The following is a 19,173-nucleotide window of genomic DNA, read 5'->3' as shown; positions in this document are numbered from 1 at the left end:
TAAAATTGTACTAACAAGGTGTTTCACTTTGCCAAAGGCTTTGAGATTGGTACTAGTGTTATGTTAATTATTAATTGACGGATACAATCTTTTTAACTTCACTCTTGCTTCTTTGTTTGTGAATTGCCAGTTTATTTGGCTGTTCTTATTGTTTCGATGAATTTGCCATTCAGTGACCTCTTCTTTTACCTTCTCGATTGTAGATATATGCCTGTTCAGGCACTGTCCATTCAATACGTGCAATTCTATTTCGGCCATATTTAACCAGCTTCCATGTTTTGGGGTATAGATGAATTCAAATCTATCACACAGCCTTTTTGCTTCTTTGGGTTCAAAGGTCTCATAAAATGCAGCACCCGTGTGCGTTTTTAAATTATCCATCACCAGGGTTATCTTTTTCGCTTTGGGATATTTCTTATCTGCGATTTCTTTAATAAACATTGCCCAATCCTTTCTGGCTTTGAATGCTGTTACCTCCACAAAACGCTTCCCTTTCAGTGGTTCATTTGCTATAAATATATTTACCATGCCATGTCTAACGTACTCGTAATCTACTCTTCTTTCCTGACCAGGCTTCATGGCAACTGATTGTCTCACTTCATCAACTAACTGTTTTGGCGACTCGTCCATGCAAATAACAGGATAATCAGCATTATAAGGCCTTTTATATACATCTAACACGTTCTCCATCACCAATGATTTGTTTTTTGCCGATTGGGGAAGCTGTAATGTAGCGTGTGGCTATGTTTTTCATGATTTCTTCGCCGTGGGTTAAGTATTCAGAATACATCCTGAACATCATCAAACAACTGTTCTGACACAATAGGCTGATGAATCCCTTTTACACAATGCGCTGCTTCATTCTTGTATGCGGCTATAAATATCTTACCACAATACACAGGGTTACGTACCAGGCTCCAAAACTGGCTACGCCCAATCTTTATTCCCTTCTGGTTCACCATACGTCTAAGCGTATCAATATCCCAAACTCCCCTGGATAACTCCTCAAATGCCCATTTAACAATATCTGCCTTTTCATTGGGAATAAGCAGCGGCTTATTATGCGCATCACGACCATTCTTATAGCCCAATGGAGCAATGCCTAAATAGCGGCCCTCCTTCTTAGCCTTTCGCATACCATGTAAAGTATTCAACGCCCTTCTGTCGTTTTCAACCTCTGGTGTAGTCAGGTAAATAGCCAACATAATTTTACTCTCCGGAATTTCCATATCCAAAGGCTGTTCTATAGACTGTGGCTCTACAGCATACTTTCTTAACCTGCCAATCATTTCATAAGCAGCAGCTACGTTCCTGGAAAACCTATCCCATTTGGAGAATAAGATCAAATCCACAATACCTTTGTTCTTGCTGACTACATTTAACATCTTCTGGAATTCCGGTCTGTCAAATGTTTTAGCGGAATGATCTTCCCGGTAAACGCCGATGACCTGAATGTTTTCTTTCTCACAGTAACGCATTAGTACATCTTCCTGATGAGAAAGACTGTAGCCATCAGCCTGTTCGTCTGTGCTTACCCTGGGATATAGGAATGCTTTTCGTTGAGTGATCATCATATGGTTTAATGTGAATAACTGGTGTATCGTTTCTTAAAGATTCTTCATAAATGCTAAGGTCAATGGCAGCTAACCGATATATGAAATCAATAATCAGGGTAACTTCCTCATTTGTATAAGCATATATATCTGCCTGTAGCAATTGTCTTGCGTCATCTAATGTTGGCTTAATGGGTAAATGGTGTTGGGCTTCCTATTTCATGCTGATGATGTATAAAACAAAAGTAGACCAACGTAAAATGTCACTTTACCGATCCCCCTTTTCCATATTATATTTATGTTTCAACCCCCTATAAACTATGCCCCTGCGTAATTTCCTATTATCTATTATACAGTTAGCCGATAAAAGTGTGATCAGTAATTTACTGTCAGAAGATCTATCTGCTGTTTCCCTGATCAATCAGGGAATGACAAACCGGAATTCCCTGGTAAGAACGAACAATCATCGTTATGTAGTCCGGGTTCCGGGAAATGGTACTGACACATTTATCAATAGGCAGCATGAGTGGGAGAATTACCAGTTGATGTCCGGCCTGGAGATTAGCGTAGGAGAGATTTATTATAACAAAGAGACAAGTCTGCGGATTACTCCTTCTATAGAAGACACCTTCCATGCCAGCCCTACGGAAAAAAACAAAATTGCTGTAATCAGCCGCCTGTTAAAAAAGTTCATCGTGCACCGGTACAGCTCCCGGGCAATTTCAGGTGGGTAGAAAAGATCCATTCATATGAAGCAACGGCGCAAGCGAATAGGATTATACTTCCCCCTCTTATTACCAGCTAAAAGAAAATGTTATGCAGCTGGCTTCCTTTATTTATGAAACAAGGGAGGCGCTTTGTCCCTGTCATAACGACCCGGTTCCTGAAAACTTTATAGGGGACCCTACCTTAACATGTTATCTGATAGACTGAGAATATGGGGGCATGAATTTGCCATCCTGGGACCTCGCAGCGGTCGTGTTGGAATATAAATTAACGCCCGAACAAACATTACAATTGTTATCGGGCTATTAGGAGGATGCATCCATCCCCCCGGATGCAATGGAAATGGAGCGGGTTATCATATGCGGTATCTACCAGGACTTGCTTGGTACCTGTGGGCAATGATAATGAGTTCACATGGTAAAGATTATTGTGAATATGGAAATGAACGGTTCAAGAGAGCAGAGCTTAATGCGGGGCGGATATGATATATAATAGAAGATGTCCGGATTAAATAAAAGGGGTTTTCGATTATAAGGTAGGCTTGCTGATATATCAAAAAGGGTTAAAGCTTCCCTTGCGCCTACCTAAATCCGGTTGTTAACCGGCTAACCACCTACCGGGGAACTGAACAGTTCGCGAATTGTGGGTTATTGTGTTTCTCCGGAATTATAATTATCATTGCTGATCAATCAGGATTCTTATTAGCGAAATCAATGGCAATGGGTGGTTCACTTAAAGACAATGCAAGGCTTTTAGCTGATGTAGCCCGGCGAGATCAAAAGGCTTTCCGTTTGATCTATGATACTTACGGCAAGAAGGTATACACCTACGCTTTACAGTTGCTACACTCGGAGATAGAAGCGGAAGAAATGGTGCAGGATGTTTTTTTGAAGCTATGGCTTATGGGCGACCGCATCCTTGAAATAGAAAACCTGGAATCCTATCTGCGGACGACGACGAAACACCGATCTTTAAACGTGCTGCGTAGGCTCGTGCTCGAAGGGAGAATAGAAAAAGCCCTTGGCAAAGAATGGAGGGAGGAAAATACTGAGATTGAAGATGAAATTCTTATTCAGGATGTGCGCGAAATACTCAGCCGTGCCGTTGATTCCTTACCCAAACAACAGAAGGAAGTCTATATATTATGTCAGCAACGGGGCCTAAAATATGAGGAGGCCGCTCAGCAACTGAACCTTTCCCCTTTGACCGTACAAACCCATGTTAAACGTGCGCTGAGATCCGTGCGCGCTTTCGTTAAAGCTAATACCGACATAGCGGCAATTTTGATTATATTAAAGCTGCTCTGATTATTTTCGGGTTTATTCCTTCTCTGACAAGCTTTTATCAAGCAAAGGCCGTTTTTAACACTGCCCATAAATATTTTAAATAAATCTTCGAATCCTGTACCTCGACCTCAGGTGCTCAGGTGTCTATTTATGAAATAAGCCGCCAGACGGTTCTTCTATTATATGGATACCAATAACATCGACGCACTGTATAAGCGATATTTGGAAAAAAAGATGTCTCCACAGGAGCTGGAGGAGTTTCGGCTGCTCATACTCGATACCGGCAGAGAAGATCTGCTGGGCGAGCGAATGGAAAGACACTGGAATGAGTTAACCGAGGACACGATGATCTTTTTGCCGGAAAATAAGGCGGATCAGCTATTCAGCGGGATTATCAGTCAGCCGCTGCCCAAGGTACGGAAGGTAAGGCTCTTGTCGCGCATCTCCATTGCCGCTGCCGCCGTCGGTATCATCGCTGGGGGCATTTCTCTGTTTTTTACTTCCCATAAATTTAAAGCTGCTACGGAGCTGGGAAATCAGACACATGGTGCACCCGGCATGAACAGCGCAACGCTTACCCTTTCTAATGGCAGAGCCATCAGGCTTTCTGATGCGGCCAGTGGCGAACTGGCAGCGGATGCTGGTGTAGTGATCAGTAAGTCGCCCACAGGGCAGCTGATATATGAGATCAAAGGAAATTCCGGACACGGAGGGATCAATAAACTATCTACCGCCAACGGCGAAACTTACCAGATCCGCCTGCCAGATGGATCTGATGTCTGGCTGAATTCAGCTTCAAATCTTAGCTACGCGCCAGATCTATTAAGTGATGGGAAGCGCACCGTTCAACTTGAAGGAGAAGCCTATTTCAGCATCACCAAGGATCAGGCACACCCGTTCATTGTTCAAAGCAAAGGTCAGCAGATTGAGGTACTCGGCACCCAGTTCAATGTCAATGCGTATGCAGATGAGCCTGTGGTAGCTACGACATTACTTAAAGGTGCTGTAAGCATCACTACAGGTAAACAGAAGAAAAGGATTTATCCTGGAGAGCAGGCACAATTAAGCGCAGGGCAGCTATCCGTACAGAAAGTTGACGTTGACAATATTATTGACTGGAAAAACGGAGACTTCGCACTCAATCACGTTGAGTTTAAAACCGCCATGAGAAAGATTGCCAGGTGGTATGATATGGAAATTGTCTATGATCGGGGTGTTCCAGACAACCTGGAGTCTGGTGGCTGGATATCCAGACAACAGCCGCTATCAGCCGTGCTGAAGTCCATCGAAGCGTCAGGATTAGTTAAGTTCAGGGTTAAAGGCCGAAAAATTTATGTAATGCAATAATTAAACAGAATAATATGAAACGACTTCTTTTCTTTATAATAGTCTTTCTGGTGACCATTTCAACCTTTGCTCAGGAAAATCATCCGGTTTCCTGGAAATGCAGTAGTACAAAGATTGGCCCCTTCACTTATCAGATCAAATTGCACGCTACTGTCCAGGAACCCTATCACATTTATCCACAAGGTTCAGCAGGTAGTATGGGAATGCCTACAGAATTTTTGTTTGATGAGGATGACCAGGTAGAATTTGTTGGAGAGATGGAAGAGAAAGGAGATGAGCATAAAGGCATGGAGAGTCTGACATATTATAATAAAGGGGTAACCTTTACACAGACACTCAAACTGAAATCTGAAAGGATGGCTACTTTAGCCATTACTATTAAGTATATGGCCTGTACCAATCAGATGTGTCTTCCGCCATCAAAAAAGCACTTTACACTGGAGTTGGGTGATCAGGCCAAAGAAGCTGTAATAGTTAAAAAAGAAAAGGCAAAATCATCTAAAGAGACTGTAGCTTTTGAATATGAGGATTTCAAGATGGCTGACATGGAAGGGAAAACGATATCCTCTAAAAATATTACTGCAAAAAGTAAGTATACGTTTATTGACTTTTGGGCAAGCTGGTGTGCTCCATGCAGGGCGCAGGGCCGGGAACTGATCCCGATATACAACAACTACAAATCTAAAGGTTTTGATGTAATTGCGATCTCCCTGGATACTGACATCAATGCCTGGAAGAAAGCAACACAGGCCGATGGCTACACCTGGACGAATCTGAGTGATCTGAAGGGATTCGGATCACCGATCAGCAAAAAATATAACATTATCGCGATCCCGAGAAACCTATTGATTGATCAGAAGGGAAATATTATTGCCATGAACTTGCATGGTAAAGCGCTGGAAGCCAAACTCGCCGAATTATTTAAGATATAATGTGGCAAATACCTAAGCCTGACTATAAACATAAACCAACCATACATACAGGGAAATTTACCATAATCCCCTGAAAAAAAACCAGTCCCAACCACGTTGGAACTGGTACAGCCTGGAAATAACTTTAAATGCAAACTACAGCCGCTAAGTCCGTAGAAAGTCAAGGTACGCTGTGATCAACCAAACTAAACGATGTATAAAAATTCTAACAGGTACCTGGGAGCACGCAATCCTCTCAGGTCAAAAATTATGCGGATAATGCGATTAACCGCCGTAATACTAATAGTATCTGTTATGCAGGTCAGTGCTTCCTTATTCGGCCAGCAAATCACCATTAACCGCAAAAATGCTTCCCTGGAGTCGCTGTTAAAAGAAATCCGGGCGCAAAGCAGCTATGATTTCTTTTACGACGGGAAAATAATTCCTAAAAACAAAGTGGTTGATATCAGTTTGAAAAATGCTGACATCAACGAAGCACTCAAAAAGATTTTGGCAGGATCTTCACTCAGCTATACCATTGAAGGTAAAATTGTGACCATCCGGAAAAGTATGCCTACAATTATTGATAAGGTCACTTCACTGTTTACCAGGATAGATATAAAGGGAATAGTGGCTGATGAGCAAGGCAAACCTTTACCGGGCGCCTCTGTGTTTATCAAGGATTCCCAGATCAGAACGACCACGAATAAAGATGGAGAATTTTTCTTGCAAAATGTGGAAGACAGTGCCACGGTGCTAATTGGTTATGTTGGCTACCAGCCAGTCCAGCGTACCGCTTTACCCAATATGGGAACAATTCAAATGACTCCTTCAACCAGCAACCTGAAGGAAATAGAAGTTAAATTCAATACGGGCTACCAGGAAATATCCCGGGAACGCGCCGCAGGATCGTTTGCGAAACCAGATCTTAAAGTGATGCTTAACCGGACCAGTACTCCAAATATTTTAACGCGTTTGGAAGGATTGGCTCCGGGTTTGACTACACGTGGCCCAGGCGGTCTACTTGTACGCGGTCAAAGCTCTCTGCCAACAGGCGACAACCCCCTAACTACTACCAGACCCTTAATTGTAATAGATGGGATTGAATTTGAAGGCAACATTGAACAGGTAAACCCGCAGGATGTTGAAGATATCACCATCCTGAAGGATGCAACATCAGCCTCCATCTGGGGTGCAAAAGCAGCAAATGGCGTCATCGTAATTACCACAAAAAAAGGCAAAGCAGGTGAACGGCTGACGTTCAACTACGACGGATATTATGCATTTCAGGGTCGGCCGGACCTTGATTATGTCAAGCGAATGAATTCGCAGCAGTTTATCGCCCTCTCCAGGGAACTGTTTCCACAATTTTTCCCGTATTTTCCGGACTGGGAAACTGTTAATACTACCTTTGGAAACCTGCCTCATTTGCAGATACAATATGACCGCGCCCGAAACCTGATTCCCCAGGAACAGGCGGATTTTAAACTGGACAGTCTGGCCCAACTCTCCAATACCGATCAGATTGCAGATCTTTTTGTTAGAAATGCAAGTACGATAAACCAGACATTATCTGTTTCCGGTGGTGGAAAGGCGCATACCTTTTATGGTTCATTAAATCACGTTGGTACGCAAAGCAATACACCGGGAGAACAATACAATCAGTACAAAATTAATCTGAACAACAACCTGATCATCAATAAGAGGATAACGGCTTTCATAAATGCAGACCTGACCAATACGGTGACCAGAAATGGCAATACCTATAAGCCCGACCGTAACATTGTTCCTTATCAAAGGTTCAAGGATGCAAATAGCAATCCTTTGAACATTAATTATTTAGGCAACTATAAAGATATTCCCCTCCAAGATTCCATCAGGACCATCTATAAGTCACTAAGCCGCATCAATCTAGACTATAATCCAGTGCTTGAACAGAACACCGCTTACAGTAGCAGCAATGGGATTTTTGCCAGGTTGGTCGGTGGGGTTAAGGTGAACCTTTTGAAAGGACTGGATTTCCAGGGGACCTATGGTTATAACCTTGGCAACACCAATACCCGGACAGTGAGGCAGCAAGACAATTATGAGATGAGAAGCCAGGTTGTGCAATTTACACAGGCAGAAGATGCTACAGTCGCTCCCGTTTACAACCTTCCACAAATAGGTGGCAGTTTGAATACCACAACCAGCTCCACTAGGGCCTGGACAATAAGAAACCAATTGGTATTTAATCGCGATTGGAAGCAGCATCAATTCACCCTGATGGCAGGACAGCAAGCGACCAGCAACACGCCGGTTACTACAACAGCAACTTACTATGGCTGGGAAGATCAGTTGCAAACTTCAAGGCCAGTAGATTTGGCGAGTTTAAGTAAAGGAATTAGTGGGGCCAGCGGGTTCGCAACATTACCAAACAATGTTGGTGGTTCAGAGGGACGCATTGCCAGAACCACTTCCTATTTTGCTAACCTGGGTTATACTTTCGATAGGAAATATACGTTGAACGCTAGTTGGAGAATTGATGAGAGTAATTTGTTCGGGAGGGATAAATCTGCACAGAACAGACCAGTTTACAGCATTGGTGGTAAATGGGCCTTAGGTAGTGAACTATTTATGGAAACGGCGACCTGGCTTAGTCAACTGGATGTTCGTCTGACCTATGGAATTACTGGTAATGCCCCTTTTGCTGGAGCGGCAGCATCTTACGATATTCTGACTGCTCAAAGTGACCCAAATTATGTGACGGGAGCAGGCTATTTATTAAGTTCCCCGCGTAACACCAAGCTGACCTGGGAAGGTACAAAGGTTTACAATGCGGGTGTTGACTTTTCCATATTTGAAAACCGGTTGAGTGGATCAGTTGATGGGTATATTAAGAAAACGGAAGACCTGATTGGTCAACTGGCCACTTCGCCGCTATCAGGTTATGACAATGTCATTGGCAATTACGGTAATTTAGATAATAAAGGGATAGACATTGGATTGAATTCCATAAACATCAGCACTAGTGACTTTAGCTGGAGTACAGGGCTGACCTTTAGCTACAATAAAAACAAATTAACGCGTCTGCTTTCGAATCCGCCGGTTACAGGGGATGAACTGACGTTGCGGGAAAGAATGGTAGGTTATCCTTTATATACACTCTTCATTTACAATTACGGAGGCTTAAATGCTAATGGGGATCCACAGGTTAGACTTGCAGATGGTACAGTAACCTCAGAAATCAATGTAACTAAACCAGAAGATATTCTTTACGCAGGTACTACCCAACCCGTTTGGTCAGGTGGGCTTCAGAATAATTTTCAGTATAAATCCTTCAATCTGATAGCAAGCATAATTTACAGCGGAGGTTATACTATCACCAACAACAGCAATCCCGCAACAAATGAATCCATTCCCGGTAACAATTCGCTGCCATTGGAATTTTTGAACCGCTGGAAGGCCCCGGGTGATGAGAAAAGAACCGATATACCTAGATATGTACCTTCGGGTGACCTGGCAAGTGCCCGCAATATCGGCTACTTTAATCAGTCGCAGCGATATGCCCTAAATGGAGCATATATCAAACTCCGCGACATCACCTTATCCTATGGCCTTCCGCAAACGTTGGTGAAATCAATGCATGCACAGGATGTTTCCTTCCGATTCCAGGTAAACAATTTATTATTATGGACTGCCAATAAAAACGGCATAGACCCGGAATTTTTAGGTATGACACGCGACGCCCAGGGAACAATCAGTCTGGGTGCACACATTAGTTTCTAATTATCAAATAGAATCAGCTATGAAAATTATTCGAAAATATATTTTAGGTTCATTCGCGCTGTTGGTGCTGATCGTTCCGGTATCCTGTAAACGTGAATTCCTGGAGATTGTACCTAAAGGTCAGACGATCGCTATAACTACAGCCGATTATGAGAAGATATTGAATGCAAATTATTTGGTAACCCAGTTCACCGCTTGCGTATATGAAGGCGATGAGATGGCTGCCTTGCAGCCTTATTTTAATAACATGGATGGCTCTGATTTGCTCCGGCAGCAACGTTTATTCAAGTATGAAGCGCGGGTATACAATGCTGCAGACTTGCCCAGCGAGATTACAGGGGAAACAAACTATATCAGGAAACTTTACCTTTTTAATAAAGTCATTAATGAAGTCATGGATTCTAAAGGCGGAAGCGAAGAACAGAAACGTGCATTGCTCGCTGAAGCCAGGACGGGACGGGCAATCTGTAACTTCATGTTTTTATCCGATTTCACCAAACCCTATAATGCTGCTACTGCGGATACCGATTTGGGTATCCCAAACCTTACTGTCGCAGATGTGAATCAAAAGGATTTTAAAAGAGGAACTTTGCAGGCAGGATATGATCAGGTAATCAGCGATCTAACTGAATCATTGCCTCATTTGGGTGCGCTTACACATCGTCGCAAGATTTCCAGATTGGCAGCAGAATTCTACCTTTCAAGGGTTTATATAGCGATGAATAATTTCGCCGCAGCCAGAACACATCTTGACGCTGCGTTTTTAGAGGTTCAAAAGGCTCAGATTCCTATGAAACTGTATGACTATACAGTGGTGCTGGATCCGGAAAATCCAGGTGCAGCAGAATCCTGGTTTCCGGAAGGCGTTTTAGGTCTGAACAATGTCCCTATTGCGGCCAACAATACAGAAATTATCTATAATATCAATGCAGGCTGGTTTCAATTTCAAGCTGTTAACGCATTTGTTTTTAGTCCGCAAACCGCTGCGTTATATGCCCCAACTGACAGACGTCTAAACTTGTATTCGCCTTTCAAATTGTTTACAACTACAGCATATCCATTGGGAATGAGACGTCGGAATACAGATTTCTTTAATGGAATAAATGTCGGGCCCTCGCTACCTGATCTATATTTAATGCGTGCAGAGTGTAAGGCCAGGGCAAATGACCTATCGGGGGCGGTAGCGGATTTGGAAGTTTTGCGCGCTAAGCGCATTGCTGGCACAGCCGCCCTTGTTCCTTCCGGTATTGCTTCAAACCAAAAAGACCTGGTGAAATTTATTTTGGATGAACGCATTCGTGAATTCGCCATCACTGGTTTACGCTGGCTGGATATGCGTCGTCTTTCTGTCGACCCGGTATACAGCAATCACATTGATTTTACACACATGATTTACGGTCCGAACGGCGTAGTGACCGCTACGTATCAACTTAAACCTGAAAGGTTCGCACTGAAATTCGGAGAGCGGATGCTTAACGAAAACAAAGGTTTAGAAGAAAATCCATAGCATAAAATAACAGTTAACAAATTGCTGCCTATGCCGGGAGCAATTTGAAATTCAACAGAGATATGAATAAACTAATGATCTTGGCAACAGCTTGTATGTTGCCGGTATTGTCAAATGCACAAACCGCTTATCACATTAAAGGACAGTTGCCAACTGGCCACCAGGCAATTAAAGCGGTCATGTCTTACCCGCCTGATGATAAAGGAGGAGAATACAAATCAGACACCGCGCTGATCAGAAATGGACAATTTGGGTTCAGCGGAAAGATCGGAAGGCCTCAGCTTGCGGAGCTTAACTTAATCATACCGCGTTCTAAGGCGAAGCCGGATCAGCAGAAATCGTCTGGCGAAGGTGGAAACATGAAAAATGTGGGCTTATTTTACCTTGACGGTGAAATCAATGTAACCTTTGATCGTGAAGGAATGGCGTCGTATACGGGTGGAGGAAATGAACAAAAAGCATGGGAGTATTATGGAAGTGAGTTCAGCAAGCGATCAAATGCTGCAGATAAAAACACGGATGGTATAGCGCTTATTGCTGAAGCAACCAGGGAAGTGATCCGTAGCTTTCCTGACAGTTACGTCAGCGTTGATCTGTTAGATATATTTACTCAGGCAGCCATAAATCCTGATGTTGTCGGACCGATGTACGATGGATTGAGTAAGCGCATGCACCAATCTGAGAAGGTGTTGAACTGGAAACCGAAATTAGACAAGGCTAGAGATCTCGTAAGCGGAAAAGTTGTAGCTCCCGAATTTACCCTTAATGATACAGATGGTCATCCTGTTTCCCTAAGCGCTTACAGGGGCAACTATGTTTTAGTTGATTTTTGGGCCAGCTGGTGTGTCCCATGTCGCGGTGAGAACCCCAATGTTTTAGCCGCCTACGAAAAGTATAAGAACAAAAACTTCAAGGTGTTGGGCATTTCGCTGGATACTGAAAAAAAGTTGTGGCTGAAAGCAATTAAAGAGGATAAGCTTCCCTGGAAACAGGTTTGCGACTTTAAGGCCGAACAAGGTAAGGCAGCAAAGGCCTACGAGATCTCTAGCATACCCTCCAATGTATTGATCGATCCCAACGGCAAAATTGTGGGTAAAGACCTCAGAGGTAGTGCGCTCCATGACCGCCTGGCAGAATTAATCAGATAATGAGGAAACCATTATAGGCAGGCCAGCTTACAAATCGCAATGAATAGAATTATGATGGCCTTGTAACAATTTAAAAAAAATATACACTGATGAAAAAAATCATCTTTTTACTGTTAATGATTTCCAGCACATGCTGGGCACAGCAGCTTGCAAAAAAAAATAAATACGGGATCGATGAGTTCATGCTGATAGAGAAAGTTGAAGACCAGGAAAAGAAATACAATGAGGTTCTCAAAGAGCCCGCTGGAAGCCTGGAGCCTACTACCTTAAATGATCTGCGGGCAGAACTGGCTTATAGGTGGTTAGCGAATGGTAACGTAGAACGTTATAAATTTTATAAGGCGACTAAGCCGAAATTTTCTTACCGCCAGGCGCTTTATCTATCTTATGCTGTAGAAAAACTGTTTGATGAAAAACAGCAATATGAAGACGCCGCGCAAATTTCCGGGGAACTATTAAACGATGCGGGAACAGAAAGGACTTGCGTATTGTTAGAGGTGAATGCAGCCGCCAATGCCAGGATGGGGCGTGTAGATGTGGCCAAAAAACAGATGGCCAGGTCAGATGCTGATAAAGGAAGTGCGGACCGCTTAATCAAGTATTTTAAGGATTCACAATCGAATTATCTGAACCGCCTGGCCATCGTAAAGTTGGCTGCGGGAGAGCATCAACAGGCATACGATATCCTGGTCAAAGCTTTTAGAGAGGCCGAAAGCAACCCGTATATGGTAGCTACATTTAAAGAAGCATTTAAAAAAGTAAAAGGCACTGAAAGTGGATTCGATGATGAGCTTCAATCATTGAAAATGGAAGCTTACCAAAAATACTATAAAGAAGTCGAGAAGTCCTATTTAGCGTCTGCACAACAAACACTGGATGGATTCATTCCTGATCCAAACGATGCCCGGAAAAAATTGACCACCTTCCGTGCTACAAAACCCGTCCACGGGCTTACTATGAATAACCTCGAGGGAAAAACGGTTAATCTCGGCGATCAAAAGGGGAAGATCCTTGCGCTGGATTTTTGGACTACGCTGTGTACGCCCTGCGTTGCGGCTTTCACCGGATTTGAGAAAGTGGTTGCCGATCACAGGAAAGATGAATTCCAGCTGTTCGTCGTGAACTTGTTTGAGGAAGATCAGGCCGTTAAGGCTTTTGCTTCACAGAAACCTGTCAGACTTGAAATCTTGAGGGACGAAGAAAATAAGATGTACGACGTTCGCGCCACGCCAACTAAAATCGTATTCGATCCGATGGGGAATATCAGGTTCTTCGCAACTGGTTATGCTGGTTCTACCGACCGGGAATACTATAAGCTGAAAGCCATGGTCGAAATCATAAAAGCACATAGTTAATCGAAACGATATGAGAAGATTAGTTGTAATGATGATACTGATGTCCTCGTACGTATACGGGCAGCAGTCGCAAAAGGAAGTCGCTAAAAAATTTAATGCTCTTGTAAACGTTGAGGACGAAGAGCGTTTCTATGATAAACTCCGCTCAAAATATCCCGCTGACCCGGCAAAGCCAGCGCCATATGGTGAATACCGTGCGCAGTTGGCGATCGACTGGCTGAGGACAGGGAATATTGATAAATATCATTTCTACAAGAACACCAATCTCAGATTTACAGCAATTCAATTGTTTGAACTTTCCAACCTGCTTGAATCCTGGGTAGACGATGACCAGCATATTGAATGGGTACAACAAATTTCAAAACAGGTATTAGACGAAATCGCACGCAAAGGACACGATGATTCCTTTGACCGGAACGGAACTTTGCTCGAAGTGAATGCCGTGGCTAATGCAAAGCTTGGCAACCTGGCTATCGCGATGGAAAATATCAAAAAATCGGATAAAAATGCCATGTACAGGAAAATCCCATACTTCAGAAATTCCAATGCCAATTACCTGAACCGTCTTGGTATCATCTTGTTAGCGGCTGGCCAGCCTCAACGCGCGTTCGATACGTTGTCTAATGCGGTGCGTACGGCCATCTCCACGCCAAAAACAGTTGCCAGCTTAAAACTGGCCTACCAGCAGGTAAAAGGTAGTACAGCCGGGATGGACAACTATATCAGTTCACTACAGGAAGAAGCCTATCAAAAAATTGCAAAGGAAGTCGCCGAAGCCTGGATTGCTGATACTAAACCTCTACCGGATGTCTCTCTAACAGATATGGATGGAAAAGCTATTAAGTTAGCTGATTACAAAGGTAAAATTGTGGTGATTGATTTTTGGAGTACAGTTTGCAAACCATGCGTTGCGGCATTTCCAGCATTCAAGCGTGTAATCGAATTGTATGGTAAGGAACCCTTCCAGTTGTTTGTGATCAATGAGGGGGAAAGCCCGGAGATTGTGAGACCCTTTATGGAAAAGAAAGGCTACAAACTGGACGTATTATTTGATCAGGATGAAACAATTTTCAAAGTGCTAGGCGCATTGGGTACTCCTCAGAAATTTATCATCGATGCAAAAGGAAACATCAATCAAACAAGCATTGGCTATGCCGGTTCAGATGACAAGGAATTTTATAAGTTGAAAGCTATGGTGGAACTCGCCAAAGCAAAATATTGACCGGATGCTGATAGGGGGTTTACAATTGAGGACGGGTAGTGGGTACACACAGGTGGATCAAGGAAAACGAAGATCAAAATTAAGATGTTCCAGCTGATCATTTTCTTAAATACTGGACAGCACTGAATGTTGCCAAAGACAATACGGAATTTCCAGCCACCGTCTCACAATTTTAAAAAACATTAACAAATAGCAAATGAAAAAAATAATTTTCACTGTACTGATGCTAAGCTGCCTGAGCACAGTGGCACAGCGAAGCGAAAAGAAAGATACAAATTCTAAGTTAGCGTCATTGAAGCATACAAAAGATAAGACGGTCCTTAACCCAAAGATCAAAGCGCTAGAAAACGGTTCCGATCAGGACTTATGGACATTGATCCAGTATTATGATAAAAACGAGGTTAAAAAAAATGAGGTAACCAGAATGCTGCTTCAAAAGTATCCCCAAAGTCAAAACGCCCAAATGGTGAGAATCACGTCCTTCCTTAAGATCAAAAGAATGGAAGACATAGAAGCTCATCTGCAGAACATGATCAAAGACTACCCTAATGTCAATTTAGATTTGGAGAAAAGTTTTGTGGCCAATATGTATGCTAATGAAATGAATCCTGGGAAAACACTGCAATATATCAACTCAATTGATGATCCTGGATTTCGATTACAGGCCTTAGTGATGGCCACTGAGGAAATGGCTGCAATAAATGATACAAAGGCCATGGAGTTTGCTTCCGGCGAATTGGAAAACGTCAAAAAAATGAAAGATATGGCAGCCTTAAATGGGCCGGGGAAAATAGATCCCCAATCTGCTTATGATAATTTTATTAACCTCTATGGTAAGCTACTCTTCAAAGCCGGAAAAAATGAAGAAGCCTTCCGTTATACTGCTGAAGCTTATCATAACATTAAAAAAAAGGACGAGGAGCTAATTGAAAATTATGCTTTCCTGTCCAGTCTGAACGGCGACTATGTGCAAACTTTACCGATATTGGCAAAAGCAGTAGAGGAAGGGAAGTTCGAGCAGAGGTACATCGACCAGGTAAAAAAAGGTTATACAAAGTTGAACCCCGGTAAGGATGCGGATGCATACGTCCATGGGTTGAAAAATACATTTATAAAAAAAATCAGGGCAAATATTTCTTCCATGATGGTTCATGAAGCAGCCCCTAATTTTACGGTAACAGATGTGAACGGGAAAAAAGTTTCGCTGGCGGATTTTAAAGGCAAAACCATTGTGTTGGATTTTTGGGCAACCTGGTGCGGTCCATGTGTAGAGTCATTCCCCGCTATGCAGATGGCTGCAAACCGCTATATTAATGACCCGGATGTAAAATTCCTCTTTATTTATACCTGGAATAATATACCGGATTTGTTAAATGATGGCAAAAGTTTTCTGGCCAAACGCAACTATACATTCGATCTGTATTTGGATCCGAGAAACCCAGACACTAAGCATAGTGCTGCTGCGGAAGCTTTCAAAATTGATGGGATCCCTGCCAAATTTATCATTGATGGTAAGGGAAAGATCAGGTTTAAAGTATCAGGATTTGAGGGGAAAGCTGAGACCGCGGCAGAAGAGGTTGTACAGATGGTTGAAATGGCCCGCAAATAGCCTACACAGGCACCGTTCGAATTTTATCAGCTGGAGGATTTTTGCAAGGACTCCGGTTCGAAATAGACTTGAAAGATTGTTGAATCAGGTTATTGGATCAGGACGAAATAAAAAAGAGAACGTCTCATAAATAACTGAGTCGCTCTCTTTTGCTTTTATGAAATGTCGTATTTTAGGGATATGGCAATAGGTAAAACATTATCTGTAGTATTTAAGGCTCACCATCAAAATCAGGGGGTGCTGTTGCCTCCGGATTTGAATGAAATGATACCCGATGTCTTAAAGGAGAAGCCAGTTTCCAAAGAAATAATGCAGAAACTGAATTATCAGTGGCTTGAAAACAGGCGGATCACCGGCTATGTAAAACACAATCAATTTGACCGGAATCAGCACAAAAAAACACGGAACAAAAAACCTTATTCTTCCGATAAACTACGCTACGACGCTGCCATGGATATTTATTATTGTCCGAAGGATAAACCCATGATAAACGCGGGAACTTATACCCAAAAGACAAGTGCTGGTTTTGAACAGGCCATTACCCGATATGAGACTGAAAGTTGCAAATGGTGCAGATTACTGGAACAATGCCATAATAGTAAGGGAAATCGAATTATATTCTTTGTCGAGTCCGTCAAATTGGATTATTTATTGGCTTAATAAAATCCGGCATAATGGATTTTCGATATGTAATGTAATGCTACTTGCGGGATTACAATAGAAATCTATACCGGAAAACTTAATTTATTAACAATCAACATCAGCTGGTTCGAGAATGTTCCGATACTGGGCACAAATGGCTCTGTAAGTCTTTGATTTACATAGCTTTTTTTATTCTGTGGTGTCAATAATTCACTGATTTTAACGCATTCTACCACTATTATTGACACATAATTCATTTGTTAGAGCTATTACTAGCTCAAATAGTTATTGCATATTCTCTTAGAACAAATTTTGTCCGAACGGAGTGGCTGGATCTGAATACCTTCTAAACCATATCAAACCCTTGTTTCTGCAATCTCTTTAATTCCTAGACGAAGAAGTCTATCTTCAGGCTTCTGATGTCCATATCACAATTAAATTTAAAGCCGCGAATTTCATAAATAGGTCTTTTTATACACTGCAAGAGGCTATAAGTAAAATGGCTTTCCCATCATCAAAGCTAATGTTAATAATAATAGTATGACAGACGAACAAGTCATGGCAATCATCGAAAATGAATTCAAAGAAAAGACACTTGGAGTAACTAAGCAGTACCTTGAAATTCATAGTCCAATTTATGCCGACAATAAGATAAAAATTGACCGTATTGATAGAGAAAGTAAGGACGAAATCATCGCATACTTACCGGTTCTAAAGGAAAGCTTTTATTTTTCCGTGTATATTGACGCGAAGACAAATAAAGTCATAGGCGTTGATACAGAGGCATATCATCGGATCTATTTCAGGGCTACTTCAAAATCACTAACTGCTGACGAGCTAAAAGGAATGATCATTCTGCCACCTACCGAAATTTGGAATAAAGGAGATTTTAGAAAAAGTGGAAAATCAAATTACACTTTCAGCAACTTCACAATACTGCCAAATCCTGAACCAGACCAGTTTAAAGATAAATTACGGAAGCTACTTGACCATTTGGAGGAGGATAAAGATGGCATAAAACAACTTGTTAACAACGCAAACGGTCATATACAGGTTGCGATGGACATTCATAACGGAAATGGAATGATTGGCGGACCTAGTATTGATTCAATCGATATAAAAAGAATGAACGAACTTGGCCTATCAATAGACTTTGACCTTTATGTTAGCGGTAATAAATTTAAGGAGTAACGCTTTTGCCTAGCTTATTAAATATCAACGCCAATTGGTTCGAGAATGATTTGCTACTGAGCGCTTGGAAATTTTGATAATCAACAGGTTATCAACCCTTTTCTTTGGCACTTGTCGCGGGGATCAAGTCAAATTCTTGGGGGAAGAGTAAAAATTTGTTGCTTTGCAACTCATTAAAGAAGCAACAAACTCAGATCAGAACTATCGACAGTTGATGGAATTTCTCCTCCCCAAGAAACGCTTAGAATATTTTGACCTCATTAAAACTTCTCAATCGCCCAATGGGCTTCATATTTACCTGGAAGAAAAGATTGAACCACCTACAGCATATAGCGATCCAAAACCCCATTCCAAAGGCTTTTACCCGAAGTCCGGATCCAGGATTAACCAGGCAAATATCCCCCCCTCTTTCCTTCCAACCCAAATCATTTCCTCACCCCACATTCCTATCTTTCAGAGGCGGTGGTGCATGCAATGCAACCTCCCAATCCTCATACTCAGGTTCAACTTTAAACGATGAGTCACAATACGAACGCAGATAATCGGTAGCCCTCTTCTCCGCATATTTTGCATTGACAACATTCCCCTGTTCATCAAGCTCCATCACATTTGCATATATTGCAAACACTTGTTCAATCGCACTGGGTTCCTCCCCATATAACCACAGATAATCAACTCCTTGAAGTGTGCTTTGTGTTCCACTTGCCATGAAATAAGCAAATGTTCTTAAAGCACCACTAAATGAATTACTCAATTTCATATCTTTAAATTCATTTTGCTCAATAAAAATATACCTATCGGAATGTCATCCATTCAGCCCGGAGATCACATCCATTTTGGTCAAATAAAATTTTCAAGAGTAGTAAAGAATACAAAGCTAAATGAATCCACCGCTCTTTTACTATCCC

The 19,173-nt window shown here is 42.1% G+C and carries 14 protein-coding genes and 1 pseudogene; 12 read left to right on the top strand and 3 right to left on the bottom strand.

Annotated elements, in window-relative coordinates:
• Nucleotides 1-63: 63 nt before the first annotated feature.
• A pseudogene (locus U0033_RS30985) lies at nucleotides 64-690 on the bottom strand (IS630 family transposase); the annotation flags it as partial.
• Between the two features lie 89 nt (nucleotides 691-779).
• Nucleotides 780-1,574, bottom strand: coding sequence for a recombinase family protein (locus tag U0033_RS30980; RefSeq protein WP_245801888.1), 795 nt, complete (start codon nucleotides 1,572-1,574; stop codon nucleotides 780-782).
• 299 nt (nucleotides 1,575-1,873) lie between these two features.
• Between U0033_RS30980 and U0033_RS30975 the strand changes: the two genes are divergently transcribed.
• From U0033_RS30975 to U0033_RS30920, 12 genes are all read left to right on the top strand, one after another.
• Nucleotides 1,874-2,287 (top strand): protein kinase family protein, encoded by a 414-nt coding sequence (locus U0033_RS30975; RefSeq protein ID WP_072366296.1) that lies wholly within the window; start codon nucleotides 1,874-1,876, stop codon nucleotides 2,285-2,287.
• 711 nt (nucleotides 2,288-2,998) lie between these two features.
• Entirely contained in the window at nucleotides 2,999-3,586 is a 588-nt protein-coding gene (locus tag U0033_RS30970; protein WP_177318756.1) for an RNA polymerase sigma-70 factor, read from the top strand.
• A 162-nt stretch (nucleotides 3,587-3,748) separates the two neighbouring features.
• Nucleotides 3,749-4,912, top strand: a complete 1,164-nt coding sequence (locus tag U0033_RS30965) for a FecR family protein (RefSeq protein ID WP_072366300.1) — start codon at nucleotides 3,749-3,751, stop codon at nucleotides 4,910-4,912.
• Between the two features lie 14 nt (nucleotides 4,913-4,926).
• Nucleotides 4,927-5,844 (top strand): TlpA family protein disulfide reductase, encoded by a 918-nt coding sequence (locus U0033_RS30960; protein ID WP_083571912.1) that lies wholly within the window; start codon nucleotides 4,927-4,929, stop codon nucleotides 5,842-5,844.
• A 258-nt stretch (nucleotides 5,845-6,102) separates the two neighbouring features.
• Entirely contained in the window at nucleotides 6,103-9,591 is a 3,489-nt protein-coding gene (locus tag U0033_RS30955; protein ID WP_177318757.1) for a SusC/RagA family TonB-linked outer membrane protein, read from the top strand.
• Between the two features lie 19 nt (nucleotides 9,592-9,610).
• Complete coding sequence (locus tag U0033_RS30950) at nucleotides 9,611-11,098, top strand: RagB/SusD family nutrient uptake outer membrane protein (protein ID WP_072366306.1); 1,488 nt, start codon at nucleotides 9,611-9,613, stop codon at nucleotides 11,096-11,098.
• Between the two features lie 62 nt (nucleotides 11,099-11,160).
• Entirely contained in the window at nucleotides 11,161-12,246 is a 1,086-nt protein-coding gene (locus U0033_RS30945; protein ID WP_143150972.1) for a TlpA disulfide reductase family protein, read from the top strand.
• An 89-nt stretch (nucleotides 12,247-12,335) separates the two neighbouring features.
• Nucleotides 12,336-13,601 carry a TlpA disulfide reductase family protein gene (locus tag U0033_RS30940; RefSeq protein WP_072366309.1) on the top strand — a complete coding sequence of 422 codons (1,266 nt, stop codon included), beginning with the start codon at nucleotides 12,336-12,338 and terminating at the stop codon, nucleotides 13,599-13,601.
• Between the two features lie 10 nt (nucleotides 13,602-13,611).
• Entirely contained in the window at nucleotides 13,612-14,823 is a 1,212-nt protein-coding gene (locus U0033_RS30935) for a TlpA family protein disulfide reductase (protein ID WP_083571915.1), read from the top strand.
• 196 nt (nucleotides 14,824-15,019) lie between these two features.
• Entirely contained in the window at nucleotides 15,020-16,432 is a 1,413-nt protein-coding gene (locus tag U0033_RS30930) for a TlpA family protein disulfide reductase (protein WP_072366313.1), read from the top strand.
• A 180-nt stretch (nucleotides 16,433-16,612) separates the two neighbouring features.
• A complete protein-coding gene (locus tag U0033_RS30925; protein WP_072366315.1) occupies nucleotides 16,613-17,092 on the top strand; it encodes a transposase in 480 nt (159 codons plus the stop codon).
• A 522-nt stretch (nucleotides 17,093-17,614) separates the two neighbouring features.
• The gene (locus U0033_RS30920; protein ID WP_072366317.1) at nucleotides 17,615-18,265 is read left to right on the top strand and encodes a DUF4279 domain-containing protein; all 651 of its coding nucleotides are present in this window, start codon (nucleotides 17,615-17,617) and stop codon (nucleotides 18,263-18,265) included.
• A 433-nt stretch (nucleotides 18,266-18,698) separates the two neighbouring features.
• Here the strand turns inward: U0033_RS30920 and U0033_RS30915 are convergent, their stop codons facing one another.
• The gene (locus tag U0033_RS30915) at nucleotides 18,699-19,025 is read right to left on the bottom strand and encodes a DUF7677 family protein (protein WP_072366319.1); all 327 of its coding nucleotides are present in this window, start codon (nucleotides 19,023-19,025) and stop codon (nucleotides 18,699-18,701) included.
• Nucleotides 19,026-19,173 lie beyond the last annotated feature (148 nt).

Origin of the sequence: Chitinophaga sancti, from assembly GCF_034424315.1 — a bacterium.
Lineage (GTDB): Bacteria > Bacteroidota > Bacteroidia > Chitinophagales > Chitinophagaceae > Chitinophaga > Chitinophaga sancti.
The sequence above is the reverse complement of the archived record's forward strand: the minus strand, read 5'-3'. Positions and strand labels throughout refer to the sequence as shown.

What these genes read in the sequence shown, in the direction of transcription:
- U0033_RS30950 (WP_072366306.1), top strand. Translation starts at nt 9,611, where the DNA reads ATGAAAATTATTCGAAAATATATTTTAGGTTCATTCGCGCTGTTGGTG.
- U0033_RS30975 (WP_072366296.1), top strand. Translation starts at nt 1,874, where the DNA reads ATGCCCCTGCGTAATTTCCTATTATCTATTATACAGTTAGCCGATAAA.
- U0033_RS30980 (WP_245801888.1), bottom strand. Translation starts at nt 1,574, where the DNA reads ATGATGATCACTCAACGAAAAGCATTCCTATATCCCAGGGTAAGCACA.
- U0033_RS30920 (WP_072366317.1), top strand. Translation starts at nt 17,615, where the DNA reads ATGACAGACGAACAAGTCATGGCAATCATCGAAAATGAATTCAAAGAA.
- U0033_RS30965 (WP_072366300.1), top strand. Translation starts at nt 3,749, where the DNA reads ATGGATACCAATAACATCGACGCACTGTATAAGCGATATTTGGAAAAA.
- U0033_RS30915 (WP_072366319.1), bottom strand. Translation starts at nt 19,025, where the DNA reads ATGAAATTGAGTAATTCATTTAGTGGTGCTTTAAGAACATTTGCTTAT.
- U0033_RS30940 (WP_072366309.1), top strand. Translation starts at nt 12,336, where the DNA reads ATGAAAAAAATCATCTTTTTACTGTTAATGATTTCCAGCACATGCTGG.
- U0033_RS30960 (WP_083571912.1), top strand. Translation starts at nt 4,927, where the DNA reads ATGAAACGACTTCTTTTCTTTATAATAGTCTTTCTGGTGACCATTTCA.
- U0033_RS30970 (WP_177318756.1), top strand. Translation starts at nt 2,999, where the DNA reads ATGGGTGGTTCACTTAAAGACAATGCAAGGCTTTTAGCTGATGTAGCC.
- U0033_RS30930 (WP_072366313.1), top strand. Translation starts at nt 15,020, where the DNA reads ATGAAAAAAATAATTTTCACTGTACTGATGCTAAGCTGCCTGAGCACA.
- U0033_RS30945 (WP_143150972.1), top strand. Translation starts at nt 11,161, where the DNA reads ATGAATAAACTAATGATCTTGGCAACAGCTTGTATGTTGCCGGTATTG.
- U0033_RS30925 (WP_072366315.1), top strand. Translation starts at nt 16,613, where the DNA reads ATGGCAATAGGTAAAACATTATCTGTAGTATTTAAGGCTCACCATCAA.
- U0033_RS30955 (WP_177318757.1), top strand. Translation starts at nt 6,103, where the DNA reads ATGCGATTAACCGCCGTAATACTAATAGTATCTGTTATGCAGGTCAGT.
- U0033_RS30935 (WP_083571915.1), top strand. Translation starts at nt 13,612, where the DNA reads ATGAGAAGATTAGTTGTAATGATGATACTGATGTCCTCGTACGTATAC.